General features: G+C 38.2%; 23 protein-coding genes. 5 read left to right on the top strand and 18 right to left on the bottom strand.

All coding sequences use genetic code 11. The features are described 5' to 3' along the window. Positions 1–46 precede the first annotated feature (46 nt). Positions 47–1414 (top strand): YjiH family protein, encoded by a 1368-nt coding sequence (locus ACWNMY_RS18890; protein ID WP_449539794.1) that lies wholly within the window; start codon positions 47–49, stop codon positions 1412–1414. Between the two features lie 240 nt (positions 1415–1654). Here the strand turns inward: ACWNMY_RS18890 and ACWNMY_RS18885 are convergent, their stop codons facing one another. The 5 genes from ACWNMY_RS18885 to ACWNMY_RS18865 all read right to left on the bottom strand — a co-directional run bounded on the left by ACWNMY_RS18885 (position 1655) and on the right by ACWNMY_RS18865 (position 7523). Then, positions 1655–3439 carry a S9 family peptidase gene (locus ACWNMY_RS18885; protein WP_449539793.1) on the bottom strand — a complete coding sequence of 595 codons (1785 nt, stop codon included), beginning with the start codon at positions 3437–3439 and terminating at the stop codon, positions 1655–1657. Positions 3440–3453: 14 nt separating this feature from the next. Next, the gene (locus ACWNMY_RS18880; protein ID WP_449539792.1) at positions 3454–4461 is read right to left on the bottom strand and encodes an ABC transporter ATP-binding protein; all 1008 of its coding nucleotides are present in this window, start codon (positions 4459–4461) and stop codon (positions 3454–3456) included. 16 nt (positions 4462–4477) lie between these two features. Then, positions 4478–5287, bottom strand: coding sequence for an ABC transporter permease (locus tag ACWNMY_RS18875; protein ID WP_449539791.1), 810 nt, complete (start codon positions 5285–5287; stop codon positions 4478–4480). Between the two features lie 3 nt (positions 5288–5290). Beyond that, positions 5291–6094: an ABC transporter permease gene (locus ACWNMY_RS18870; RefSeq protein ID WP_449539790.1), complete on the bottom strand. Its 804-nt coding sequence runs from the start codon at positions 6092–6094 to the stop codon at positions 5291–5293. Between the two features lie 127 nt (positions 6095–6221). Continuing rightward, positions 6222–7523, bottom strand: a complete 1302-nt coding sequence (locus tag ACWNMY_RS18865) for a purine/pyrimidine permease (protein ID WP_449539789.1) — start codon at positions 7521–7523, stop codon at positions 6222–6224. A 192-nt stretch (positions 7524–7715) separates the two neighbouring features. Between ACWNMY_RS18865 and ACWNMY_RS18860 the strand changes: the two genes are divergently transcribed. Continuing rightward, positions 7716–8699 (top strand): Gfo/Idh/MocA family protein, encoded by a 984-nt coding sequence (locus ACWNMY_RS18860; RefSeq protein ID WP_449539788.1) that lies wholly within the window; start codon positions 7716–7718, stop codon positions 8697–8699. An 88-nt stretch (positions 8700–8787) separates the two neighbouring features. Here ACWNMY_RS18860 and ACWNMY_RS18855 read toward each other — a convergent pair whose 3' ends face one another. The 7 genes from ACWNMY_RS18855 to ACWNMY_RS18825 all read right to left on the bottom strand — a co-directional run bounded on the left by ACWNMY_RS18855 (position 8788) and on the right by ACWNMY_RS18825 (position 16328). Then, positions 8788–10524 (bottom strand): ABC transporter ATP-binding protein, encoded by a 1737-nt coding sequence (locus ACWNMY_RS18855; RefSeq protein ID WP_449539787.1) that lies wholly within the window; start codon positions 10522–10524, stop codon positions 8788–8790. Next, the gene (locus tag ACWNMY_RS18850) at positions 10521–12263 is read right to left on the bottom strand and encodes an ABC transporter ATP-binding protein (RefSeq protein ID WP_449539786.1); all 1743 of its coding nucleotides are present in this window, start codon (positions 12261–12263) and stop codon (positions 10521–10523) included. Before ACWNMY_RS18850 ends, ACWNMY_RS18855 begins: the two co-directional genes overlap by 4 nt. Positions 12264–12815: 552 nt before the next feature. Beyond that, a complete protein-coding gene (locus tag ACWNMY_RS18845) occupies positions 12816–14339 on the bottom strand; it encodes a PH domain-containing protein (RefSeq protein WP_449539785.1) in 1524 nt (507 codons plus the stop codon). Next, positions 14336–14824, bottom strand: a complete 489-nt coding sequence (locus ACWNMY_RS18840) for a PH domain-containing protein (RefSeq protein ID WP_449539784.1) — start codon at positions 14822–14824, stop codon at positions 14336–14338. Before ACWNMY_RS18840 ends, ACWNMY_RS18845 begins: the two co-directional genes overlap by 4 nt. Positions 14825–15023: 199 nt before the next feature. After that, the gene (locus ACWNMY_RS18835) at positions 15024–15677 is read right to left on the bottom strand and encodes an SDR family oxidoreductase (protein ID WP_449539783.1); all 654 of its coding nucleotides are present in this window, start codon (positions 15675–15677) and stop codon (positions 15024–15026) included. 125 nt (positions 15678–15802) lie between these two features. Beyond that, complete coding sequence (locus ACWNMY_RS18830; RefSeq protein ID WP_449539782.1) at positions 15803–16045, bottom strand: spore germination protein; 243 nt, start codon at positions 16043–16045, stop codon at positions 15803–15805. 13 nt (positions 16046–16058) lie between these two features. Further along, positions 16059–16328, bottom strand: coding sequence for a hypothetical protein (locus ACWNMY_RS18825; RefSeq protein ID WP_449539781.1), 270 nt, complete (start codon positions 16326–16328; stop codon positions 16059–16061). A 147-nt stretch (positions 16329–16475) separates the two neighbouring features. Between ACWNMY_RS18825 and ACWNMY_RS18820 the strand changes: the two genes are divergently transcribed. Next, on the top strand, positions 16476–17174 hold the full coding sequence (locus tag ACWNMY_RS18820) for a DUF421 domain-containing protein (protein ID WP_449540491.1): 699 nt from the start codon (positions 16476–16478) through the stop codon (positions 17172–17174). 60 nt (positions 17175–17234) lie between these two features. On the opposite strand, the gene ACWNMY_RS18815 is transcribed toward ACWNMY_RS18820, so the two are convergent. The 3 genes from ACWNMY_RS18815 to ACWNMY_RS18805 form a co-directional block, all read right to left on the bottom strand. Then, positions 17235–18536, bottom strand: coding sequence for a glycerate kinase (locus ACWNMY_RS18815; RefSeq protein WP_449539780.1), 1302 nt, complete (start codon positions 18534–18536; stop codon positions 17235–17237). A gap of 155 nt (positions 18537–18691) precedes the next feature. Beyond that, positions 18692–20152 carry a sodium/pantothenate symporter gene (panF, locus tag ACWNMY_RS18810; RefSeq protein ID WP_449539779.1) on the bottom strand — a complete coding sequence of 487 codons (1461 nt, stop codon included), beginning with the start codon at positions 20150–20152 and terminating at the stop codon, positions 18692–18694. Beyond that, entirely contained in the window at positions 20149–20433 is a 285-nt protein-coding gene (locus tag ACWNMY_RS18805; protein WP_449539778.1) for a YhdT family protein, read from the bottom strand. Before ACWNMY_RS18805 ends, panF begins: the two co-directional genes overlap by 4 nt. Before the next feature lie 154 nt (positions 20434–20587). Between ACWNMY_RS18805 and ACWNMY_RS18800 the strand changes: the two genes are divergently transcribed. Beyond that, the gene (locus ACWNMY_RS18800) at positions 20588–20767 is read left to right on the top strand and encodes a small acid-soluble spore protein H (RefSeq protein ID WP_449539777.1); all 180 of its coding nucleotides are present in this window, start codon (positions 20588–20590) and stop codon (positions 20765–20767) included. Positions 20768–21387: 620 nt separating this feature from the next. Here ACWNMY_RS18800 and ACWNMY_RS18795 read toward each other — a convergent pair. After that, complete coding sequence (locus ACWNMY_RS18795) at positions 21388–23337, bottom strand: LTA synthase family protein (protein WP_449539776.1); 1950 nt, start codon at positions 23335–23337, stop codon at positions 21388–21390. Between the two features lie 389 nt (positions 23338–23726). On the opposite strand from ACWNMY_RS18795, the gene ACWNMY_RS18790 reads away from it, so the two are divergent. Further along, positions 23727–24809 (top strand): metallophosphoesterase, encoded by a 1083-nt coding sequence (locus ACWNMY_RS18790; RefSeq protein ID WP_449539775.1) that lies wholly within the window; start codon positions 23727–23729, stop codon positions 24807–24809. 52 nt (positions 24810–24861) lie between these two features. Here ACWNMY_RS18790 and ACWNMY_RS18785 read toward each other — a convergent pair whose 3' ends face one another. Then, positions 24862–25290 carry a DoxX family protein gene (locus ACWNMY_RS18785; protein WP_449539774.1) on the bottom strand — a complete coding sequence of 143 codons (429 nt, stop codon included), beginning with the start codon at positions 25288–25290 and terminating at the stop codon, positions 24862–24864. 2 nt (positions 25291–25292) lie between these two features. Then, positions 25293–25838 carry an alpha/beta hydrolase gene (locus tag ACWNMY_RS18780; protein WP_449539773.1) on the bottom strand — a complete coding sequence of 182 codons (546 nt, stop codon included), beginning with the start codon at positions 25836–25838 and terminating at the stop codon, positions 25293–25295. Positions 25839–26050 lie beyond the last annotated feature (212 nt).

The following is a 26050-nucleotide window of genomic DNA, read 5'->3' as shown; positions in this document are numbered from 1 at the left end:
TCGTCACATGCCAAGGGCAGATTTGATATTATTTGAGGTGAAACAATTGGCAATCCAAAAACAACAAGAAAAACAATCCTTTGCTATTACGGACTATTTACAATTTATTATTCCATCATTAATCGGAATTATTTTATTCATTATCCCACTTCCATATGGGGATGGTTTTACGATTCCTGTTGCGATTTTAGCAGATAGGGTTCAAATTTTATTAGGCGGTTCAATTCCTTATATTATGACCGCACTTATTACAGTTATGGGAATCATTTCTCTCATGACATTATTTACAAAGCCAGCATTTATTACAAACTCTCCCTTCTTATCAGGGTTGTTCTACGTAACACCCGTATGGGTTGTGACAAGAATTCTCGGGATGATTTTTGCGATTATGACGTTGTTCCAACTTGGCCCAGAGGCAATTTGGTCAGAAGCAACGGGCGGACTATTGTTATTTGATCTCATTCCTGTTTTGTTTTCCGTATTTTTATTTGCAGGACTATTTCTACCATTGTTAATGAATTTTGGTCTCCTAGAGTTGTTTGGTGCGTTATTAACAAAGTTTATGCGCCCACTATTCAAATTACCAGGTCGCTCATCAGTTGATGCGATTGCATCCTGGTTAGGCGATGGAACCGTCGGGGTACTTCTTACCAATAAGCAATATGAGGAAGGCTACTATACGAAGAAGGAAGCAGCGATTATCGGAACAACCTTCTCTGTCGTTTCGATTACATTTACTGTCGTGATATTAAAGCAAATGGAATTAGAAAATATGTTTGGACCTTTTTATATCACGATTGTACTTGCAGGTTTAGCAGCGGCGATTATTACTCCAAGGATACCACCATTATCGAGAAAGAAAGATACGTACTATGAAGGAGCTACACAAAAGTCTGAAGAGACAATACCGACGAATGTAAATCGGTTAAAATGGGGAGCTAACCAAGCAGTGGTACAAGCGAAGAAAAATGCCGGTATCTCAGGGATACTAAGAGGCGGAATGCAAAACGTACTAGATATGTGGATGGGAGTTGTTCCAGTAGTTATGGCGATTGGAACAATCGCATTAATCATTGCCGAGAACACTCCACTGTTTAAATATCTAGGTGCACCATTTGTTCCAATTCTTGCTTTACTTCAGGTACCAGAAGCTGCAGCCGCAGCAGAAACTATGGTCATTGGATTTGCTGATATGTTCTTACCTTCTATCATTGGGGGAGATATCGAAAGTGACCTCACTCGATTTGTGATCGCTGGTGTATCGATTACTCAATTAATCTACATGTCAGAGGTTGGCGGACTATTACTCGGTTCAAAAATACCAGTAACGTTCTTTGATTTGGTTCTTATTTTCTTATTACGGACTATTATTACGTTGCCAATCATTGTCGGAGTTGCACATTTTATTTTTTAATATAGTTAAAATAAGTGCTCCGAAATACTTTCGGGGCACTTTGTCTAGGTTAGTTGTCTTCGGATAAGCTTAGTGTCAGTATTTTGGTAGATAGTGACAGTATTTCTTGAATAGTGACAGTATTTGTGTGGTTAGTGATAGTATTTGTGCAATAGTGGCTGTATTTAAATAAATAATTGCACGTTCTATGATGTTAAATCAACAAACAATACCCATGGCTTACCATGGGTATTATTTGAATTACACGTATTTCTCCAAAAACTCCATGATTTTTCGATAAACTTTTAGCGCATTTTCCGTCTTTGTGAAGCCATGGCCCTCATCCTCGAGCACTATGTACTCGACATCTTGTCCTCTTTGTGCCATTGCTTCAACAATGACATCTGATTCAACTTTTACCACGCGTGGATCGTTTTTGCCCTGGATGACAAGCATCGGCTTTGTCATTTGATCGATATACGTCATTGGAGAATCCTCTATTAATTTTTCACGGTCCTCCACTGCATCACCAATTAATTCACGATCTGCTGCTTTCCAATGTTCCGGCGCTGTTTCAATTGTCGTAAACAGGTTACTTGGACCAAAGATATCGACAAAAGCTTTAAAGCGGTCTGCGTGCCGCCCATGGAGCAGCAGTGTCATATATCCTCCATAGCTACCCCCAATGCAAAACCATTTGTCAGCCTGTGATTTTCCTTGTTGATCAAGCCAATCCATACCTGCAATGATGTCTAGTCTAGGGCCACCGCCCCAATCCTTATTTACAAGCTTCATAAAACTATCACCATATCCTGTACTTCCTCGGAAATTTGGCGCGAATACACGATAACCTTGTCCGCTTAAATATTGAAACAATGGGCTAAAATTATTTCGGACTGCATGTTGTGGACCTCCATGTGGCCACAGTATCGTATGACCGTTATCACATTCAGGATTAGCAGCAAAATATAATGCCTCAATTTCAATACCATCATAGCTTGAATATGTCAGAACATTAGGCTCCATTAACCTCTCGTCTCCAACACCTATTAGTTGATGTCTTGTCAGTTGTTTCCACGATCCTCCATCGGGACTAAAGAATAGATTTGCAGGTTGTGTTGCTGAGCGTCCTAAAGCAAACAATGTCCCCTTTTTCCCAACAACAACCTTATCCACAATATCAAATGGTGTCTCAAGCAATGTGAGACTTCCAGAAGTCATTTCAAAAGTGTAGAGCTTATCTACTACACCACGACTGGCAACAAAAAATAGTTGGTTACGGTCATTATCAATTGTTAGTTCACCAAGTTCATAGTCATTGATTTCCACCACTTTTTCAAAGCTGCGTGTGCTAATTTGAAACTTCGCTATGTAGCTAAATTCACTTTGATAGTTTGTGACAAGTAGTAGTGTGTCATTATCAAGATATTCCACTTGGTGTACTGCATGAGGAATCTCTTGTGATGGTGTGACTGGAATAGACTCTTCAGCCTTTAGAACATATCCAAACACACTACTGTTACCAATTTCCTTTGAATAGGCTAAGGAAGATTCATCAGGACTTACTGAAAAAAGATAGCTCGGCCCACTTTCACCTCGGATTAACACTTCATTTTCACCAGATTCTAACCCGTACCTACCAATATTCAAAAAGCTTGGATTATCTAGACTTGTTATGTAATATAGTGTCTTTCCATCTTTCGAGAGGTCACCATAATAGTATTTTTCCCCTTCTTTTTGAAGCAATGGTGTGGTTTCACCACCCGTTGGTGGCAATGCAAAAATTCGATTATCTTCATCTCCATCAAGATCATGACCTAGTAACAAGAAATCTCCGTTAGGATCATATTTAACAAATGAAATGGTTTGGTTCACAGTCGTTAATTGGTATGGGTATGGATGGTTAAGCTTCATCCCCCACAGATTGTAATATCCATTAATGTTGGTTGAGAAGACAAGTTCATCCTCGTTTGGATGAACATCAAAATCAGTAATATTTAACGTTCTAAAATAGCTTTCAATATTTGCTTTTGGAAAAGATAGCATAATTAAGTTCCTCCTTATACCTTTACCGGAATTTCTTCCTTCGTGAAGCCTTCCTGATAAATACGGCTTATGATTGATTCGATCTCTGGTTCTTCCACAGTAAGATCAGTTATGTTATGAGTTCTTGTAATTTGAGAAATTACATCTGAAGCAGAGTGGATATCTCGATTGAAACGAATCCATTTTCGATTTCCTTCTTGCCTGCATATTTCACCATTCGTAACTAGTAAATCAACACCATTTTCCTCTACATCCACAACGAGCGTACGCATTTTTCCATAGCGAGATTTTACAGCTTCAATTTCCCCATCATATACCTTTTGACCATGATCAATGAGAACCATGCGTTTACATAGCTTCTCAATATCTTCCATGTCATGTGTGGTTAAAATAACCGTTACATCTCTAAGCTTATTAATCTCTTGAATAAATTCGCGCATTTTCTCCTTTGCTACTACATCCAATCCTATTGTTGGTTCATCCAAAAACAGGATATCTGGATCATGTAGTAATGATGCGGCTATATCAGCTCTCATACGTTGGCCTAATGAGAGCTGACGTACTGGCGTATTTAAAAACTCACCAAGACCTAATATGTCGGAGAATGTATCCATATTTTCTTTGTATCGTTGACTTGGTACCCGGTAGATTTCCTTCAATAATTCAAAGGATTCAATTGTCGGCAAGTCCCACCAAAGCTGTGTTCGCTGTCCAAACACTACTCCAATGTTTTTCGCGTTTTCCTTCCGGTTCTCATACGGGATTATTCCATTTACACGAACTGTACCACTTGAAGGGACAAGGATTCCCGTTAACATTTTTATCGTAGTAGATTTACCTGCACCATTTGGTCCAATATAGCCAACCATTTCCCCTTTTTCGATTGAAAAGGATATATCCTTCACAGCCTCTTTAATCACAAACTGACGGTTCGTAATGCTTTTTAATGCCCCAACGAAACCAGTCTCTCTTTTTGCAATCTTAAAATCTTTCTTTAGGTTTTCAACCTGTATGATGGCCACATGTAGCCCTCCTTTTTTACGAGCCTGCGCTTTTATACCGACTTAACCCTAACATCCATACATAATACGCAAGCCCAAAAAATACAACACCTACGAGTGGTGTAAAATACCCGATGTAGGAAGGAAAATGTGGCGTTTCCTTCTCTAAAATGACAGCTGCAGGAAAGTAGTTTACAAACCCGAACGGAATAACAAATGCTGTTACCCATTGGACCATTTTTGGATAAATCGAAAGTGGATAATTTGTTAAATTTCGTGCAGGATACATGACCACCCAGTAAAAACGCTCAGATTTTGTAGTCCAAAAGGCAATCGCTGAGATTAAAACAAGCAAGCCACCTTGGACTAATATCCCCCCTATAATAGCTCCAAGTAAAAAAAGGAGTTTGCCAACCTGCCATTCAATCCCTAGGGTATCGCTTACCCAAATAAAAATAAAAATACTGAAAATGAATTGACCTGCAGCACCAATATCAAATTTCATCGCCATAAAATGAAAAAATGGATTGATTGGCCGTACTAAGAACCTATCAAAGGTCCCATTGACAATATATGTGTCCAAGCTTCTAAAATGGAAAAAGAGAATAATACAAAATCCCCATGATAACACGGCTAGTGCAAATAGAAACAGGAGCTCATAAAAATTCCATTCTCCTAGTTCTTTAAATTGATAGAGCATCACCCACATGGTAATCGCTGTTCCCGTGTATGCTGCAACCATTCCAACGATACGCATGACAAACGCAAAACGATATTGCATTTGGGCACGGACACCGGCACCTACCAGTCGAAAATATAAACGTACATACTCTAGTAATTTTTTCATTATTTACCCTCCCTGTACAATTACTTTGTTTGAAGCTTTACGCCAAACAAAACGGAGGATTGCGTATGATACAGCCACCCAAAACAGCTGGATGCCAATCGAAAGAAGAACCTCATTACCGGTTATTTCTTCTATAAAAATAGCATTCGGAATAAAATAGATTCCCTGAAACGGTAAATACTCTGCAAACGTTTGCAACCAACCCGGGAAAAACCACAACGGAATGACCGATCCGGATAAGAGTGAAACAGAAAAATAGAAAATATCCTCTATTCCACCTGTTTCAATTAGCCAAAACGTAAATAAACCAAATGTCAATTCAATACAATATCGAATGAGAAATCCCAAAATCCCGGAAATGATAAACAATATCCATGTAACCCAATTTGTTGGAAAGGTCAAATCAACAAAGAAGAACAAGACAACATACAAGGGTACAAGTGCGGTAAGCATATAAAATGCCACACTACCAAAGTCTGCAAATAGATATCTCAATGGCACATCAAACGGCCTCATTAATTCTAACGCAATATCTCCAGTTCGTACCTTTTCTTGTAGCTCCCACAACGGAGTTCCTGCACCATTTACAGCCGTTAGAAACTGGCTAACAACAACATATGTAAGCATTGCGGTTAAGGAGATCCCACTTGCCTCTTCCCTATCACCGTAGAGGGCATACCAAATCGACATCCACATTAAAAGAAAGATAATATTCGATATCAGCCTTGTCCACACATCAAACCGATAGGCTGCCGACCTCAAAAAGGCCTTCCTCGAAAAAGCGATATACATTTTGACTGTATTCATTCATCCACCTCTACTAAACCATTACTCTATAAAAGAGCCTAGAAAATCATACACATGAAGTTAACAGATTTTTCTATATAGTAGCATAGTTGTGCATGTTTCGACTAGAGGGTTTGTGATTGCTTCATTATGTTCGTTTCGTCTTCTTTCCACCTATTCTTACCAGAGTTTGTTCAATTATAATAGCAACAACCGTTCCGAGTACTAACCCGTTATTTAGGATCGATGTTAAGATCGGTGGTACATTTTTAAACGCATCTGATGGCACGAACATAGACCCGACACCAACAAAGAGGGAAAAGACAATAACCCGCCGTTCGCTGCTACTCTTTTCTAGCTTTTCAAAAGCAGAGAAAGCTGGGAGCATTAAATTTGCAAATATAATAAAAACAGTCGCATATCCTACTGGTGCTGGTAACCCCGAAACAAAATTCATCACACCTGGAAAGAAACTAATTCCAACTAAAATTACGCTCCCAACAATGAAGGGAAGCTTCGAATTAATTCTTGTTGTCGCGATAAAACCTGCTGCCCCTGAAATCGGAACGGGGGCAACCGTTGAGAATACACCAGACAATAGTTGGTTTATTCCAGCCATAAAGCCTGCAGGACGAAATCTACTTTTTTCAGTTGTCACATTTTGTGAATGGAGAATCTGTTCAACAACTTTTACACTTGCAATTAAGTTTGTTAAGAGTAGTAATGTCACGAGTATAGATGTAGCAATCATTCCGCTCTCAAATAGTGGCTTTCCAAAAGGAAAGATGTTTGGAATCTCGATTAACTTTGCAGAAGCAACTTGTGTCGGTTTGGTAAGCCCGAACACTGCAAATAGGAGCCAGCCGAGGGCTAAGCTAATGAGAACTGAATATTGCTTTAGAGCCTTTGGTCCTTTTTCAGCAAATAGGATGGTAAAAAGGATAAGCAAGATACAAATTCCCGCTATTTTTAAATCTACAGTCTCCGCTCCTTGATATCCCACGCCAAAGATTCCACTTAAAAAGGATCCACTAAGCTGAAGAGACAGTAAAATTAAATAAATCCCTGTTACAACTGGTGTAAACAATTTTGAAATTCGGTCAATGATACCAAAAACACTTAGGATTATAAAAAGACCTCCACTTGCTAAAATTCCAGCTTCAATAGCACGAAGTGTCACTTCACTCGATCCGTATAAGGTTGGCCCTAAGCCGGCATAAATAATAAATACACCCCACCATAACCCTGCCGGCCCCTCATTAATCGGCAAGCGATGCCCCATAAAAACCTGTAGCAAACCAGCAACCCCCAGCACAAGGAAGGTGCGTTGAACGAAGCTCGCGGTTTCAGCAGGATCCATTCCATAAAGTGCAGCAATAGCAATTGGAGCCACAATTGAACTAGCAATGATAAACGATAACCATTGTAATGAGCTAATAAATACTTTCAAATTCCTCATCCCTATCTTTTTATATGCCTACTTATTTTATCATTTTTTCCAAGACTTGCATGTTTGCTATAATGATTATACACTTTTCTCTTACATTCATTCATAATAGGTTAAGCAACTAGATGTTATAGCATTTAGGTGCTAATAAAAAAATCATGCAAGGGTATTTTACGATTTGGAGGATATTTATTTATGATTCGTTTTGGAATTATCGGAACTAACTGGATTACAGATGCATTTCTGGAAGCCGCACAGGCTCTAGATGATTTTCAACTTACTGCCGTATATTCACGGACAGATGATCGCGCAAAGGAATTTGCCGAAAAATACAAAGCAACCTACACATTCACCTCACTTGAGGAAATGGCAAAAAGTGATGTGATTGATGCAGTCTATATCGCAAGTCCGACATCTTTCCATGCATCACAAGCAATCATTCTTTTGAAACACGGAAAACATGTATTATGTGAAAAGCCGATTGCATCGAATACAAAAGAGATTACCGAAATGATACATACTGCAAAACTAAATAATGTACTTTTAATGGAGGCGTTAAAATCAGGGTTCCTCCCTTCCTACAAAAGCATTCGAGAACATTTACATAAAATTGGACCTGTTCGTCGCTATTTTGCAAGCTTTTGTCAGTATTCATCACGCTATGATGCATACAAAAAAGGAACGATTTTAAATGCGTTTAATCCCGTTTTCTCAAATGGATCTTTAATGGATATAGGTGTGTACTGTATCTATCCAATGGTCCAGCTATTCGGAAAGCCAGAGTCTATCAAAGCAAGTGGGCTCATGCTTGATTCAGGAGTGGATGGTGAAGGTAGTATTCTTGCACACTATAAGGATATGGAGGGTATGGTGATGTTTTCAAAGATAACAAACTCCTATATCCCTTCCGAAATTCAAGGTGAAAATGGGAGCATATTGATTGATAAAATCTCATCACCAGAAAAAGTGGAAATTCACTATCGAGATGGTCGTATTGAAGATATTTCTAATCTCCCTGATAAGCACACGATGTATTATGAAACAAAGGAATTTATTGAATGTATCAAAAATGGGTTCTTAGAATCAACAGTAAATACACATGAAAATTCAATAGCAGTTATGGAAATGTTAGATGAAGCTCGTAAGCAAATCGGGTTGGTTTTTCCAGCCGACAAATAAGGAAAGGCATGTCTAGACCAAATGAGAAAACACGTTATCTCAACTATGAAGTAACGTGTTTTTTCTCTTTCTATTCATCTGAGTCTACTTATACCTGAAGTGATTCTGCTTGCATTCGATACATTTGAGCATATATGCCACCATGTGACAATAGTTCTTCATGTGTACCTTGTTCTTTAATCTCACCTTTTTCTAATACAAGAATTCTATCGGCATTTTTGATTGTTGACAGACGGTGAGCAATAATAAAGGTGGTACGTCCTTTCTTAAGAACATCCATCGCATGTTGAATAATCTCTTCCGTCTCCGTATCGATATTTGAAGTGGCTTCATCCAGGATTAATATCGCTGGATCAAATGCAAGTGCTCGTGCGAATGAGATGAGTTGGCGCTGTCCAGACGAAAGGGTACTTCCTTTCTCAATTACAGGTTCGTCAATTCCTTTTTCAAGATTCTTTAGAACTCGTTCTGCCCCAACAGCTTGTAATGCTTCCTCTACTTTATCCCGAGAGATCCTTGGATCATTCAAGCTTACATTCGAAGCGATGGTCCCTGTGAACAAATACGGGTCCTGCAAAACAATTCCCATATGTTGACGAATCGTTTGTCTAGGCAATTCCGTAATATCAATGCCATCGATAAAAATTTTTCCTTTAGATGGATCATAGAAACGGAATAATAGATTCATGATTGAACTTTTTCCTGACCCTGTATGACCAACTAGGGCAACCGTTTCACCACGTTTTGCTTCGAATGATAAATGCTTTAATACATATTCATCATCCTTATATGCAAAAGTGACGTCATCAAAGACAACGTGACCATCATATCTTTGAATTGTTTCCTCTGATACCGTTTCACCCTTCATATCTAACACATCGAACACACGCTTACCTGCAACAAGTGAGCGCTCTAACTGAGAAAATTGATTGACAACATTCGTAATTGGATTAAAAAGTCTTGTTAGATAATCAACAAAAGCATACATTGTACCTGCTGATACCACCTCACCCATCGATAAGGATTGTGTTCCAAAATAGATGATGAAGATGGTGAACATAATAAGACGCAGCGTATTGACCAAGTTAAACGAAGTTGCTGAGTCTAATAATAATAATTTTCTCCCATATGCATAATGCTCATCATTCATTTCGTCGAATTCTTTCGTCATTTGTTTTTCACGTCGAAACGCCTGTATGATCGTCATACCTTGAATGGATTCATTAATCATCGCGTTAATATCCGCAATCTTTTTACGAATCACCTTATTATATTGTGATGCGTATTTCCGATACAAAATCATCCAAAGGTAGATAAGTGGAATCATAAGTAATGCAAACATCGCCATTTTCCAATTGAGTATGAAAAGAGCAATATATACACCGGCAATCGAGATTAAGCTTGTAGCAAAATTCGAGAGAACTTGCACGTATAAATTCCGTACGGCTTCGGTGTCATTTGTGACACGTGCGACAATTTTCCCGGCAGGAAGTTGATCAAAATACTGAATTGGTAATGTATGAATATGACCAAACACATCTTTTCGTAATTTTTGTATGACGCGATTAGCCCCTACCTGTAAATAAACATACATGAAATACCGTAACACCGCGGTTGCAATTGCTAAAATAAAATAGAAACAAAGCAACCAAGCAATTGGCCCAATTTCAATATTTCCTACAACCATATGCTCATCAATAATGTATTTTGCAATGAATGGACCTGCAAGTTCTGTGAATACAGCAATCGTCAAGAAAAATAATCCTAGATAAATCGGCTTCTTATAATACAGCGCATATTTTGTTAATCGTTTACCCGTACTCATGCCCCGCCCCCCTCTAACTGTTGACGGTCAAATTGTTCCTTATACCAGCCATTTTGTCTTAGTAACTCTTCGTGAGTTCCTTGTTCTGTAATTTGTCCCTCATCCAGAACGATGATGCGATCAGCGTGTTGAATACCAGATAAGCGGTGAGTTGTAATAATCGTTGTTTTATCACTTCGTTCTGTCTGTATGTTTTTAATGATACGTGCCTCTGTTTTTGCATCAACTGCTGACAAAGAATCATCCAATATTAAAATTTCCGGATCTTTGATTAGGGCGCGCGCAATGGACACGCGTTGTTTTTGTCCTCCGGATAAGGAGACTCCCTTTTCACCCACAAGAGTTTCAAGCCCTCTCGGTAAGTGTTCCAAATCTTTTTTGAAGTATGCCAAGTGAATCGCTTTATCTATTTCAGCGTCAGTCGCATCTTCTTTACCAAACAAGATGTTTTCACGAATCGTACGCGAAAATAGCACATGATCCTGCGGAACATATCCAATCCAATCAAGTAATTGTTCCTTCGTTTGTGACGCAATATCAATCCCATCAATGTGTAATTGCCCTTCGCCCAAAGGGTATTCACGAAGTAATTGTCGTAAAAACGTTGTTTTACCAGCCCCTGTTTTCCCAACGATACCCAGAGTCTCTCCTTTCTTTAGAGAAAGGGTTATCTTCTGGAGATTTTTCACTTGGCTTGTAGGATACTGGAACATTAAATCATGAAATCCAATGTTAGTTGGTCGAGAAAGTTCAACAGGATTAGTTGTGTCCTTGACATCAGCTTCATATTGTAGCGTTTCTTGTACTCGATCAAGTGATGCATTTCCTTGTTGCATGACATTAATAAGTTCCCCTATTGCAAAAATTGGCCATACAGCAAGCCCTAAATACACATTAAATGTAACAAGCTGACCTACTGTCATTTCACCATTCGTTACTAGAAATGCTCCGTAACCAAGCGCAACAACATAACTTATGCCAGTTCCAACCTTAGTGATTGGACCGAATAAAGCATTTATTTTTGCAGTGTCCATATTTTTTTGATAGACTTCCTCGCTCTTAGTCGCAAAGACTTCTTCATCTCTCTTTTCTTGTACATATGCACGTATAACTCTTACTCCTGCAACAGACTCTAGTACATTATCATTCAATTCTCCAAATGAATCCTGTGCTTTCATATATCGCTCATGGACAATTTTCCCCAAATACTGAATCAGAACGGCCATGATTGGAACAGGTAGCATGGAAAAGAATGTTAGTTTCCAGGAAATCATGAATCCCATCGCAAAAATAATCGTGCCCAAAAATAAAGTGGAATCGATTAAGGTCATAATTCCAAAACCTGCAGTTAATGAAACAGCATTTAAATCATTTGTTGCACGTGCCATTAAATCCCCTGTACGATTTTTCTCATAAAAAGTTGGCGTCATTTTTAGAAACTGTAGCATGAGCTTTCGACGCATAAGCTTCTCGAGATTTAAAGAGCCTTCAAATAAACGGTACTGCCAGAAAAAATTCAAGATATAGCCAATTACAATTATCGCTGCAAAAATAATAACGTATTGGATTAGTACTGTTTTTGTCATTTCACCCGCTGTTAATATATCAATAATGGAACCAAGTAAATATGGTGGAATCACTTCCAATACAGTAGCAATCATTAACAGAACGATAGCAATTGTATATTGCAACCAATATTTTTTAAAGAACCAGCCAAGCTTTCCTAAAACTTCAAACATATCTCATACCTTCTTTCTTTTGTCACTGGCTGATGACATAAGCTACCCACTATCCAGCAACTCCTTATTGAAAATTAATACTCTTCGTTTCTTCCACATTTTTCATCTCTCCTTTTTGATTTTTGGTGCGTCTTGCCAGCTCGTCACCTATGAAGTCAGGTGCTAGACTTCCTCACTAAGAATATCCAACCACAAAAAAGATGCATACCCAAAAAGAGCATGCATCTCTATGGAAGGTATAGTACGTGTACCATACCTTTTATTGCAATCGGAATCTACAATTATGCAAATAAGAGGTATGGACAATGTATAAAATTGTTGTAGTTTTGTAGTAATAAGTCTTTCATTGTCCTTTCCTCCTTTGTCAAATTTTTCTTAGTGCTCTTGCAGATTATCATTTTTTTCATGCAATTGTCAATAATCAATTTCTATCAAAATAAGACTTCATTTCGACAGTTATATAAAATGTTAGTATAACATTTACTTTTACCAATATATAAAACAACAAAAATGGGATACATTACGGTTACTACTAAAAACATTATTCGTCTCTTACTCTGATACAGGAGGCCTTTGTCCCTTAGTTCCTATCACTTCAATCTTTTCTTGGCGCTTCAAATACCAGTTTTCAAATTCTTTCGCAAATGACAAGGGTATATCCTGAATAACTTCGACATGTGTCGGTGTCGAACGATTCATTGTCGTTATGGATGCCACTTGGAAGAGACTTTGTAATCTTGATTGCGAATACGACATTTCAATCACTTGTCTTCGTTTCGTTATGAACATGGTACTCGTTAGACCGCCATGCCACCATTGAACTTGGTCTTCATTTACCGCGTATCTTGTATGATGATAATCCAGGATGCGATGTAAGGCAATGATACAAAGCAACAAAAGGGATATGATCCACCACATCTGATTACTACCGAATAACTCCGGCTTTACATAGAATAAAATGATTGTTGCAATGATCCAAACCCAGCTTGGCCTCGCTAATTTTAACCATAATGATTTTCGTGGTAATCTTTCTAGTGTGGTTGCATTCAACTGATAGTGTGGAAGTAATTCTTCAATTAACTCATATGCTTTTTGGACTGGCAAAAATGGATATAAGGAGTTAACATTTATTGATTCTTCCGCTTTATTCGGATTCGCAGAACTAATCAATTTGACTTCCGCTAACCCGAAAAGACGCTTTATCCATGTTTGCTTCATTTCTAAGCCTTGGATTTTCCTCTTTTCAATCGCAAAATAACTTTCATCCAGTACCCCTCGATCAATATAAATATATCTTTCATCAGATGCTATTTCATATTTTCCATATCGAATGAACGTCCTTGCAACCCCGAACGTGACAGCCACAATAATAGCTAAAATAAGGACTATAACAAATAGCCACTTACTAGCAATCAACACCTGAAAGGTACCCTCTAACTGTTCGGTATCTGGTAAAAATGGCCTTAAATAATCCAGTCCTGCAAAAACGATAGGAATAATCGCCAGGAAGCTTAACGATGTAAAACTTGCCTTCCATAAGTCTTTTTTCTCTGGTGTAAAATGAACCGTACGACTTTTTTTCTGGACGTTTTGCTGTAGCTCTTCGTCTTCTATTTCTTGTTGCACTTCAACATCCTGTTGCTTATCAGGTTGAACCAAATCTAGTAAAAAATCCGCATGTTTCTTCGATAGAACCTCAAACCTAATAGCATCATCTTCCCCGTCCATTGCTGTTTCAAAAGTAAGGGACGTTACTCCTACTATTTTATGAAATACGGAAGTCTTTCTCGTGACATTCTGAATTTTAGAAAACGGGATAGTTGCTGTACGTCTAACAAAAACGCCTTTTTGAATATGGAATGTACGGTCTTCCCATTCATATTTCTCAACAAACCAACTAACCACTATGTAAGACAATCGGAGCACAACTAAAACCAGAAAAGCATATCTTCCATATACAAATAACCAAGATTCTGAGTCTCTTCTAATTACAAATAAAAGCAAAATGAGGACGAAACTACTTTTTATGAATTGATAGATTCGATAACCAATACTAAGTGGATGATGGCGCATCATTCATCAACTTCCTTCAACTTTGCATATTCTGCTAACTTCTCTCTTAGCTCTAAAGCAACATTTTCTTCCAACGCCGGTATTGTATGGGAAGAACCCATTGTTTCTACCTTGATTGAACGGGTATGATAGCGTTTCATAATAGGGCCTTGACTCGTTGCTACCGACTGAATTTTCGTCATCGGTACAGTCACCCATTCTTTTGTAAAAACGCCGTAGCTCAGTTGGAGGTATTCATCGTTAAACGTATAGCTCCAATTACGATAAAGCAGTCCAGGTTCGATAAAAGACCAAATCGTACCGAAAACGGCGAACACAAGTACAGCAATCAGTATCCAAAATACCCAAGATGGCCAAGAGAAATAATGATTCAACCAAAAGAAAAACCCTACAAGTAAAAATCCTACAAGATTTGTAATCGTATCAGAAATCATTTTGATTTTCGGAAAAGCAGGGGACAATTTATTTTCTAAGTTTATACCACTCATATAACGCAACTCCTTATGTAATTTTTAATCTAGTAGTTTAGTGCTGCCTTTATTACATAACAACACTTCCATTTCTATAGTTTTGAGTAGATTCTTCCATATTTTACGATTACTAGAGTCATAAAGTTTCATTTTATATATATAAATATTTTTGGTATTTAAAAAACGCCTGCGACAAATCGAGTCGCAGGCGTTAATGCTATTCACCTTTTATGTTTTTCAATGCATCTGTAATGGGTAGTTCCCCACTTACAAGATCGAATGATTGATAATAAGTATTTTCTTCAGTTAAGGCTGCAACGATTGTTTTAGCTACATCTGCACGAGGAATGGAACCTCTAGTTAGTTCTTCTCCAACATATACTTTCCCCGTACCCTCTTCATTTAACAAGCCGCCTGGTCGAAGAATCGTATAGGTTAACTCACTCAACATAAGCATTCTATCAGCATAATGCTTCGCTACATAATAGGGACGAATCGCCTCATTCCAATTCTCTCGCTTGTGGGCACCCAGTGCACTTACCATAACAAAACGTTTCACATTTGATTGCTCTGCAGCTTCAATTGTTTTAACAGCACCATCAAGGTCAATTAATAGGGTTTGATCTGGGCCAGTATGTCCTCCTGAACCTGCCGTAAATACAATCGCGTCACAGCCTGTGATTGCTTCAGATATACTGTCTACATCTTCCGAAATACTTGCCAAGACTGTATCCACACCCAGATCCTTAAAATAGGCCACCTGCTCTTGTTTACGCACCATTGCAATTGGTGTATGTTCACTACTTTTCTTTAATAGGTCTACCACCTGTTTTCCAATCTGTCCATTTGCTCCGACTACACAAACCTTCATCCATCTAGCCCCTTTCCTTACCATTTTTCTTTATTATGGCAAGATTATACAGAGATAGCAAACGATACGGGTTGTTAAACATCACACCAAAGGAAAGGACTATCTCTTGGATAGCCTTTCCTTTTTTAGACTTGAAGTGGTGCTGAGGTGGTAGGACTACCTCCTGAGTCTTGATCATTTCCATCGTTGTCCATCCACCCATTACTCATCGGTGACCATACTTTCGAAAGGTCCCCAATACTAAATGCATTCCCCTGTGCCTTCACTGTAACAGAACTACTGGAAATGGTGGCATCCCCAAAATGGATAGATGCATTTCCAGAGACCGAATTTATCTTAATGCCTCCGATGCTACTGCCGTCAATCATGGTTTACTCCCTTCTATGGATAAATCCCGGTTAAAGCCGGGGTTTCCTCTTCTTTTTCTTGTTCTATCTTAGACTGTTTATTTGTTTTTCTCTTTTTCTTCTCTACTTCCTGATAATTGGTCATTTTCGAATAATTGTTTGAAGAATCACCTATCGAACTATTTGTGCCTTGTGATTGATCTGTATATGAGAGTTCTTTTTGCCTCGACTCCCCTACAGTAAAAGAAGAATTTCCACTCATGGTATAAATCGTTATTTTATCTAATGTAATATTGATTTTCATTGTAAGCAGCACCCTTCTCCCAGTTATTCTTACTTTATGTGTATTTTTAGGAAAAGGTGTTGGATTAAGCATGAGAATTTCGCCTAGTGGAATGCTATGTAGATAAAATGTAAACATCATTAAAAATTAAAAGAGAGGGGCTTTATGGTGGAATTTCCTGAATTACTTTTGCGAATTAGTCTTGGATTTATTACATTATTTATACTAACGAGAATCTTGGGCAGGAAAGAGATCAGTCAGATGACGTTCTTCAATTTTGTTTCCGCAATCGCTATTGGGTCCATTGCAGCCAATCTTGTTGTAAGTCAAAATCTAAGTATTCGTAATGGGTTGCTGGCACTTGCAGGTTGGACAATATTTACACTATTAATGGATTTTATAGATATTAAATCAAAAAAGGCAAGAAAAGTTACGACTGGTGACCCGATCGTTGTAATAAAGGATGGAAAAATCGTGGAGAAATCTCTTAAGAAGAGCAGACTTGATATCGACTCCCTAATGGCAATGTTAAGACAACAAAGCGTCTTTTCGATGAAGGACGTAGACTATGCGATATTTGAAACGAACGGAAAGTTATCTGTCCTTAAAAAGGAGGAGAAACAAAATGTAACGAAAAGCGATTTAAAAGTGACACCATCAACGGACAGGATTTATCCTATTGCCACCGAGGTTATAACGGATGGTACTGTCTTAGAAACTAATCTATCACAGCTTAATTTAAATCAAGAATGGTTACATCAACAGCTTAAGCTAGCTGGGATTTCCTCTCCCTCAGACGTGATGTATGCGGAGGTCCAACAAGATGGCTCATTATTTATAGATAGTAAGGATCAAATACTTCATTAGTAAAAAAAGAACGGTCATTTATTTAGGTGACCGTTCCATCTGTTGGTAACGTGAGAAATCTTAACTACCTAATTTTACTGCTTTTATCAATCGAAATATCTCGCTTGAGACGGTTTTTAAATTTTTATATGTACGCCTAAAGTCCATCGCTTCATCTAAACTCATTGGTTCATTACTAATGGAAAAGAAAGAGGTGACTCCACATTTATGTAATGATTTTGTTTCATCAGTTGTCGCACCTGCCAATGCAATCACTGGAACACCTTGTCTATTTGCCATTTGGGCAACACCAACTGGGGCCTTTCCCATTGATGTTTGGCCATCCATCTTCCCCTCACCAGTAATCACGAAATCAACACCCTCTAACTGTTTATTCATTCCAATGGTTTTAAGAACTAACTCAATACCAGATTGAAGTTGCCCATGTAAGAACCCGCTAAAAGCAGCTCCGAGACCACCTGCTGCACCTGCTCCTGGGAAGGAATGAATGTCAATGTTCATACTAGCTTGAACAACTTCCGAAAAACATCTAAGACCTTCATCGAGTTCTTTTACCATAGTTTCATCCGCCCCTTTTTGCGGACCAAAAATAGCGGCCGCCCCATTTGGGCCATACAGTGGGTTGTGAACGTCACAAGCAATCTGAAACGTACATTCCTTTAGAACAGGATGAACATTGGTAGTATCAATTCTTTCAATCTCTTTTAAGACTTGTCCACCAAAGCGAACCTCATGACCTTCCTTAGTAAGAAACCGATAGCCAAGGGCTTGCAGCATGCCTACTCCAGCATCATTCGTTGAGCTACCACCCAAACCAATTACAAATTTTCGACAACCTCGATCACAAGCATCAAGAATTAATTCTCCTACACCATAGGAGGTTGTTACTGCTGGGTTCCGCTTTCCATTTGGAATAAGTGGGAGTCCACAGGCGGCTGCAATCTCTATAACAGCTGTTACTTGATCACCTAAAACTCCGTAAACAGCATGTACCTTCTCTAATAGAGGACCAGTAACGGTTGTCTCAATTAGATTCCCAGAAGTAGCATGAAGTAAAGCTTCAACAGTTCCTTCACCTCCGTCCGCTAGTGGCAGGATGACTATTTCAGCTTCCTGATATACCTCTCTTATACCTTCTGAAATTGCCTTACTTCCTTCAATTGAAGAGATGCTTCCTTTAAATGAATCGAGTGCGATTAGAACCTTCATTGTGATCTCCCTTACGTATTTCTGATAAACCGATACCTTCCCCTTATCTAATGCTTTAACCATTGCTTTCGCAGCTTTTTGCACACTGCTTCTATTGTCATTTATAAACTCTTCAGCAATCCCTCGGATTTCCGATGGTACATACCTCGACACAATCACCTATTAATGTCATTTCTTGCTAAATACATCGCCCAATAGAGGCCCTGGATCCTTGAGACATTCCCGCGCATCCCTACGGTTCCCTTCTTCCGATCTATCTCCTAATTGAGAAGATAACTTATTTATAATGGTCATGAGTCCTCACTCTTTCACGAAAATTTCGCTTTAATTTCTTCTAAATGCCGTGAATCTTTTTCCTTTATGAGCAGACTCATTGTGATGTAAGCAACGAGTGATAACAGAACTGGTATCACAACTGAATGCATCCCAAATGGCTCAGGATGAAACGTATGAATGAATACATAACTGCCTACCCCAACCACCATCGACGAAATGGCACCATACTTATTCCCAGTCTTCCAATATAAACCAAGTACAATTGGCCATATAAAAGCTGCTTCTAGTCCCCCGAATGCGAAGAGATTTAACCAGATTAGTAAGTCAGGGGGATTGGTTGCAAATAATAAAACGAGAATACCAATAAGGGCTGTAACAGTCATGCTTAATCTTTTGACAACACGTTCTGATGCATCAGGTCTTATATAATTCAAGTACACATCCTTTACAATCGCTGAACTCACCAATAACAATAAAGAATTCACAGTAGACATAATCGCCGCCATCGGAGCAGAAAGAACAACCCCTGCTAACCAAGGGGGCAAAACCTCCATCGCAAGTAATGGCATAACTGTGTCTGGTACTTCAATTCCCGGAATGATTGCTCTTGCAAATACACCTGACAAATGCATACCTAGCATAATAAATCCCACTACTATCGTACCGATAATTATCGCTTGGTGCATAGCTTTCGCATGCTTATATGACATTGCTCTAACAGCTATTTGTGGCAATCCGACAACCCCTACGCCAACAAGAATCCAAAATGAGGACAAATATAAGGGAGAAAGCGACCCATCATGCCCAAATGGAGATACTAGTTGTGGATTTTCTGCTACAAGTTCTTTGATAATAGCTGGGATACCACCACCAGCAATAATAGTTCCTACTAGTATAATAACTGTTCCAACGAACATAATGATTCCTTGAATCGTTTCTGTTAGTGCAACTGCCCGAAATCCTCCAATTGTCACATAAACTAACACAGAAACTGCGAAAATAAACAATGAAGTTGTATAGGATAACCCTGTTAGGGACTCAATTAATCTGCCTCCGCCAACCCATTGTGCAGACATTGATGCAAACAGAAAGACAATGATACTCCCCGCCGATAGAAGAACAACCCATTTCGAGTTATAGCGTTCTTTTAAGAAATCAATAAGGGTTACCGCATTAATCTTTCGGGCAACAATTGCAAACTTTTTTCCTAAAACCGCTAGGACAAAATAGCCTGTAACTACTTGAATCATGGCAAGCAGAACCCATCCCATCCCAATATTGTAAGCAGCCCCTGGCCCACCTATAAAACTACTTGCACTACCATAGGTTGCAACCATTGTCATAGCAAGGACAAACCCGCCAAGCTCACGACTCCCTAAGAAATAATCTTGGAGAAACCCAGAATTCGCTTTTACACGACCTGCAGCATACATTCCAACAAAAAAAATAATGACTAATAAACCAAGCATTGGTAATAATACTTCCCAGTTCAAAAGGAGTCTCCTCCTTCATCATCAAAAGGCACTTCTTTAAATACACCTTTTACTAATATGACCACCAATAATACAACTACTAAAAAGCCAACAACGCAGCTATAGAAAAACCAGCTTGGTAATCCAGCAATATATGTATATTCTTCAACAGGCTTTGAGCCTAATCCATAGGCAAATCCAAACCACCATATAAAATTAAAGATAGCTAAACAAATCCCAATTATTGCTTCTCTATTGGCGACCTTGTACCTACGGTCACCTGTATGTTTACTATTTTTCATTCCTATTTGCTCCTTAATAAGTTCAGACTTGTACTTATATTCTTTATCCTTCCCTAAAAATCCTGCATGAACACGAACATCGCTGGTTCCTGACAGCATAGATTCTCTATAAAATGCAAACGCTAAGATGTGAAAAATGTCTAGGAGGTCTATAATGAATACACAACGCGCACAGGAAATTGCATCATCACCAGATTTAGCAAATGTTACATACAATGGCGTTCAAGTTTATATCCAAAACGTCGACGATAAAAATGAAACAGCAAGAATTTTCCCATTAGATAATCCACAGCAAGAACAAGATGTCCCCCTATCAAGTTTAGAAGAGAATTGATTTTCGTTAAGTTGGCTAGTTAATGAAGTACTTAACTCTACCTCGGGCGGTGTGTTTTGTTCCTCATCCACGTGATGAAGCACTTAACTCTACCTCGGACGGTGCGTTTTGTTCCTCATCGGCGTGATGAAGGACTTAACTCTACCTCGGGCGGTACGTTTTGTTCCTCATCGGCGTGATGAAGGACTTAACTTTGACTTGTTCGAAGCGTTTTTTTCCTCATCCGCGTGATGAAGGACTTAACTCTACATCGGGCGGTGCGTTTTGTTCCTCATCCGCGTGATGAAGCACTTAACTCTAACTCGGGCGGTGCGTTTTGTTCCTCATCCGCGTGATGAAGGACTTAACTTTGACTTGTTCGAAGCGTTTTTTTCCTCATCCGCGTGATGAAGGACTTAACTCTACATCGGGCGGTGCGTTTTGTTCCTCATCCACGTGATGAAGGACTTAACTCTACATCGGGCGGTGCGTTTTGTTCCTCATCCGCGTGATGAAGCACTTAACTCTACCTCGGGCGGTGCGTTTTGTTCCTCATCATCATCCCAAATTCAGACCGTTCCACTAGATTATGCCCACAAAAAAGCTACCTAAGAGATTGGCTCTTAGGTAGCTTACTTTTATTATTCAGATTCCTCATCAGAGAGATAGTTAAAGTCTGCTCGATTAATTGGTTCAAACTCTGGAGGAGTATAGAATCGTAAAAGATCGCCATTGACAACCTTATCTGATGTTGATAATTTTTCCTCTACAACATTACGAAGTTTTTTGGCTGCTTCTACTCGTTCTTCCTCTATTTCGAGTCCAGTAACGGAATCATAGTACTTACCGTCAACTGAAGAAATTAACGGACTTACAAAATCACCATTTCTGAATGGAACAACCTGATCATGTTGTTCAGATAGTAAGTCTGTACCGAATTGAACATATTCCTTCGTATCGACACCAAGTAAGTGTAGCAATGTTGGCAGAAGATCAATTTGCCCACCATACTGGTGCATCTCTCCACCTTCCATGCCTGGAACACGAATAAACAATGGTACACGCTGAAGACCCGCGTTATCAAATGAAGTGATTTCTTCTTTTTCTAACACTTTCTTCATTGCTTTGTTATGGTTAGCAGAAATACCATAATGGTCTCCGTACATAACAATAATGGAGTTATCGTACAATCCACTATCTTTTAAATCATTGAAGAATTGCTCAAGTGCCTCATCAGCATAACGTGCAGTTTGGAAATATCTATCAACAGAACGGTCACCTGTTGTATGAGGATCAATTGTCGCATCCTCTACATCAATTAAATACGGATAATGGTGAGTTACCGTAATAAACTTTGTATAAAATGGTTGAGGCAATGTTTCAAGTAAATCGATCGATTGCTCAAAGAACGGCTTATCCATTAGACCATATTCAGCAAGTTCCTCTGGATTCATGTCATAATAACTTGAATCGAAGAAATGGTTATAACCGAATGATTTATAGATCTCATTACGGTTCCAGAAACTACCTGAGTTACCGTGGAACACAGCAGATGTATACCCTTTTTGACCAAGAATAGCTGGTGCTGCTTGATATGTGTTCATACCTTTTGTAGTAAAAGCTGATCCTTGTGGAAGCCCGTATAATGAGTTTTCAAGGATAAACTCTGCATCAGCTGTCTTACCTTGTGCTGTTTGATGGAAGAAATTATCAAAGTAAAGCGTATTTTCATCTTCCGTTAATGAATTTAGGAAAGGTGTTACCTCTTCGCCATGTAATTCATAATCAATTAAGAAATTTTGGATAGATTCAAGATGGACATAAATTACGTTCATCCCTTCACCTTTACCAAAGTACTTCGGATTTGGCTCCGCATAATTTGCTTTTGTATAGTTAATAACTTCAACACTGTCATTGCTATCCGCGAGTGCCCTTTGCGTTGAAGCTTTCGTACTTTGTACAGCATCGTAGATTGTATAGTTATACATTCCTAAATATTTCACAATATAATGTCTGTCAAATCCACGAGTTAACAATTGTGGACGATCAACCTCAGCAAGAGCTAAGTTTGCAACAGAGATTAAGATTGAAAATGCAAATAAAGCAGCTACTTTAAATCCTTTAATTTGAGTTGTCTCAATTTTTACTACTTTGAAAGCAACAAGTGCTACTAAGACAATCCAGTCAATAAAGAATAAAAAGTCGTAAGGTTTTAACAGTGAGACAACACTTCCACTTACATCACCAAAGTTTTGTGTTTGAAACAGTGTTGGTAATGTAATAAAGTCACTGAAAAATCGATAATACATAATATTTGCGTATAAAAGGAACGACATTAGAAAATAGATAATGAGTAATCGTCTATATCTCTTTGTCCCTTTACCAAGAAATGCAAAACCTAAGAAAAACAATGCAGATCCCAGTGGGTTTAGTAGTAATAAAAAGGTTTGTAAGGAATTATCTATTCCTAGGTTAAACTCTGATACTTGAGCAACATAGGTCTTTAGCCAAAGCAATAGTACCGCTAATAAGAAAAAGCCAAAAAAGTTAGTGAAGATATTTTGACCACGTTTTAACATATTCATTTTCATGATTGCACCTACCTTCAATTAAGGAAAGAATATTATATCACTAATAATTCTTTTTATGAAATCTAATAAACATTTTATCAAGAAATTATGAACAAATTATTAACAAACCGAGAATGAAATTTACATCTGTAACACATCATATTACTTTACTACGTTTATTAAAAATGTCAAGAGTCCTATAAAACCGCGAAATTTTCATAAAACTTTTATAATCCTTTTTTTAAATGCCTGTACACGCTTTTTACGACAATTATATCGTACGTTAAAACACCATTAAATATGACCATTTTTTTCTTTACAAAGGACAAGCAAAACAAAGGACGTATCCTAGGGTTTCAATTATACTATTATAATAGGAACAAACTTAACTAGAAAGGGCTTTTTGGACTATGTTAGTAGTAACGGTTATTTTATTTGCTTTGTTCTATGTCGGAATGTGCACCTACTTTGGAATCACAGGGTGGAAATGGCTAAAGAATTCCTTCTCGTTTCAATATAAAAAGACGTATAGTCTCGTAATTGTTTTACTCTCCATTTCCATATTCGTTGGGTATGCGACATCTTCCGCTTTTTTACAAACAATTGGCTATTATTGGCTTATACTTATTGGCTATGGACTTATCCTACTCCCGATTGCAACTCTCCTTTTCTTTCTAATAAAGAAGAAAGGAATCCGAATTATTGGATGTAGTGTCGTCTCGATTTATATGTTGATTTTCATTTTCGGGACTTTTTATGCATGGAGTCCTGTCGTTCGAAACTATGAAATTACTATAAATAAAAATATTGAACGTAACCAATTGAAAATATTGATGGCATCCGATTTTCACCTTGGCCCAATTGTTGGAAAAGGACATCTTGAAAAGTTTGTTCATTTAGTTGAAGAATCACAGCCCGATATTGTGCTGCTACCAGGGGACCTTATCGATGATTATATCGAACCTTATTTAGATGAAAATCTGGGTGATGTTTTTAAGAAAGTTTACGCCCCGCTTGGTGTTTACGCTACATTAGGCAACCATGACTATTACGGAGACGATGATGAACAAATTGTCTTAGAAATGGAGAAGCTTGGCTTTGAGGTTTTAACGGATGAAGTCAACATGATTGAAAATGAAATCTATATTATAGGAAGAAATGATAATACAGATAGTGAGAGAGTGCAGATTAAGGAGCTTATACAAGCACTAGACCAGTCGAAACCGATGATTATGCTCGATCACCAACCCAATGAACTAAGTGAAGCAAAAGAAAATGGAGTTGATCTCGTATTATCCGGCCATACCCACAGGGGGCAGGTATTTCCTGGAAATCTCATAACCGATATGCTCTATGAAAATGACTGGGGATTACTGAAATCAGAAGACTTCTATTCCATTGTTTCGTCTGGATTTGGTACATGGGGGCCACCATTAAGACTTGGAACACGGTCAGAGGTAGTTATTATTAATGTTACATTTACTAAAGAATAGGCAATTGAAAGAGCATTACTTCCATTAAGAAGTAATGCTCTTTTTTGTACAATTAATTCACAGAACTTGAAGTAGTACTCTCTTTCCCTTTAAAAATAAGTTGATCAAAGGCAAGTGCCTTTGAACCAGATATTACAAGGAACACCGCCATTGCAAGTAATGCTACGTCTAATTCGTAACCTGCCATCTGTCCATTTCCTAGAAATCCTAATGATAACTTCGCCTTAACAATGGCACCAACCATTACTAAAGCAAATAATACTGAAATAGCTCTACTAAACAAGCCAAGTACTAGCATGATTCCTCCAACGAGTTCTATAATCGCGACAACATATGCAAGTATACCAGGTAGTCCAATGCTTTCGAACCAGCCTACAGTATTCTCAATTCCACCTTGAAACTTCACAAACCCATGGATAAAGAAAGTTATTCCTAACACTACCCTAATGATTAAAGTACCTAATTCAAATTTGTTATCCATTTCTATATTCCTCCATTTTCCTGAGAATTCGTGATCCATTCGACTAAATCACGATAATTTTGTAAAGAAACTATATGTCCTTCTGGATAAGAATGAAAAGTCACGTTTGCACCTAGCTTTTTGAAAAACTCTTTGCTCTCTACTCCCCATTCAAATGGGAGTACATTGTCATATTCCCCATGAGATATAAATAAAGAAAGCTTGTCATTTAACTCAATATTGTATTCCTCTTTTACGAAATAAGGAATATATCCACTTAAAGCCGCTATACCTTTAATTCTTTTACCCAAGGTGAGCCCAAGAGTCATTGAGATAATGGCACCTTGACTAAATCCTAGTAAATAAATGTTTTCCTGGTCGATTGGATATTCTTCTGAAGCATAATCAAGAAAGCTGGTCAGTTGTTTGATATTTTGGTCAAATACCTTTCTATGAGGTTTTCCATAGCCTTCAATTGTGAAAAATGCATACCCTGGCGGTTGTGACAAAGGACCGCGCAAACTAAATATATAAAATTTATCCTCCAACCCACTTACTAATGAAAGCAAGTCCTGCTCATTGCTCCCTTACCATGCATTAAAAACAATGCAGGATATTTTTTCGTAGGAGAAACTTTTGGTGGTTTACGAAGCTCATATACCATAGGCGAATTAATATTTATCATCTCCTTCTCTAAGTACTTATTAAAAAATATTCCTACAAGTGTATTTAAATAGGAATAAAATATTCATAAAGAAAAACATAAGGGCAAAAAAAGAAG

This window comes from Ferdinandcohnia sp. Marseille-Q9671 (assembly GCF_976954385.1).
The sequence above is the reverse complement of the archived record's forward strand: the minus strand, read 5'-3'. Positions and strand labels throughout refer to the sequence as shown.

Bases quoted from the DNA above. Each gene is read 5' to 3' on its own strand.
- ACWNMY_RS18885 (WP_449539793.1), bottom strand. From the start codon at position 3,439: ATGCTATCTTTTCCAAAAGCAAATATTGAAAGCTATTTTAGAACGTTA.
- ACWNMY_RS18875 (WP_449539791.1), bottom strand. From the start codon at position 5,287: ATGAAAAAATTACTAGAGTATGTACGTTTATATTTTCGACTGGTAGGT.
- ACWNMY_RS18870 (WP_449539790.1), bottom strand. From the start codon at position 6,094: ATGAATACAGTCAAAATGTATATCGCTTTTTCGAGGAAGGCCTTTTTG.
- ACWNMY_RS18860 (WP_449539788.1), top strand. From the start codon at position 7,716: ATGATTCGTTTTGGAATTATCGGAACTAACTGGATTACAGATGCATTT.
- ACWNMY_RS18855 (WP_449539787.1), bottom strand. From the start codon at position 10,524: ATGAGTACGGGTAAACGATTAACAAAATATGCGCTGTATTATAAGAAG.
- ACWNMY_RS18850 (WP_449539786.1), bottom strand. From the start codon at position 12,263: ATGTTTGAAGTTTTAGGAAAGCTTGGCTGGTTCTTTAAAAAATATTGG.
- ACWNMY_RS18845 (WP_449539785.1), bottom strand. From the start codon at position 14,339: ATGATGCGCCATCATCCACTTAGTATTGGTTATCGAATCTATCAATTC.
- ACWNMY_RS18840 (WP_449539784.1), bottom strand. From the start codon at position 14,824: ATGAGTGGTATAAACTTAGAAAATAAATTGTCCCCTGCTTTTCCGAAA.
- ACWNMY_RS18835 (WP_449539783.1), bottom strand. From the start codon at position 15,677: ATGAAGGTTTGTGTAGTCGGAGCAAATGGACAGATTGGAAAACAGGTG.
- ACWNMY_RS18830 (WP_449539782.1), bottom strand. From the start codon at position 16,045: ATGATTGACGGCAGTAGCATCGGAGGCATTAAGATAAATTCGGTCTCT.
- ACWNMY_RS18825 (WP_449539781.1), bottom strand. From the start codon at position 16,328: ATGAAAATCAATATTACATTAGATAAAATAACGATTTATACCATGAGT.
- ACWNMY_RS18805 (WP_449539778.1), bottom strand. From the start codon at position 20,433: ATGAAAAATAGTAAACATACAGGTGACCGTAGGTACAAGGTCGCCAAT.
- ACWNMY_RS18800 (WP_449539777.1), top strand. From the start codon at position 20,588: ATGAATACACAACGCGCACAGGAAATTGCATCATCACCAGATTTAGCA.
- ACWNMY_RS18795 (WP_449539776.1), bottom strand. From the start codon at position 23,337: ATGAAAATGAATATGTTAAAACGTGGTCAAAATATCTTCACTAACTTT.
- ACWNMY_RS18790 (WP_449539775.1), top strand. From the start codon at position 23,727: ATGTTAGTAGTAACGGTTATTTTATTTGCTTTGTTCTATGTCGGAATG.
- ACWNMY_RS18785 (WP_449539774.1), bottom strand. From the start codon at position 25,290: ATGGATAACAAATTTGAATTAGGTACTTTAATCATTAGGGTAGTGTTA.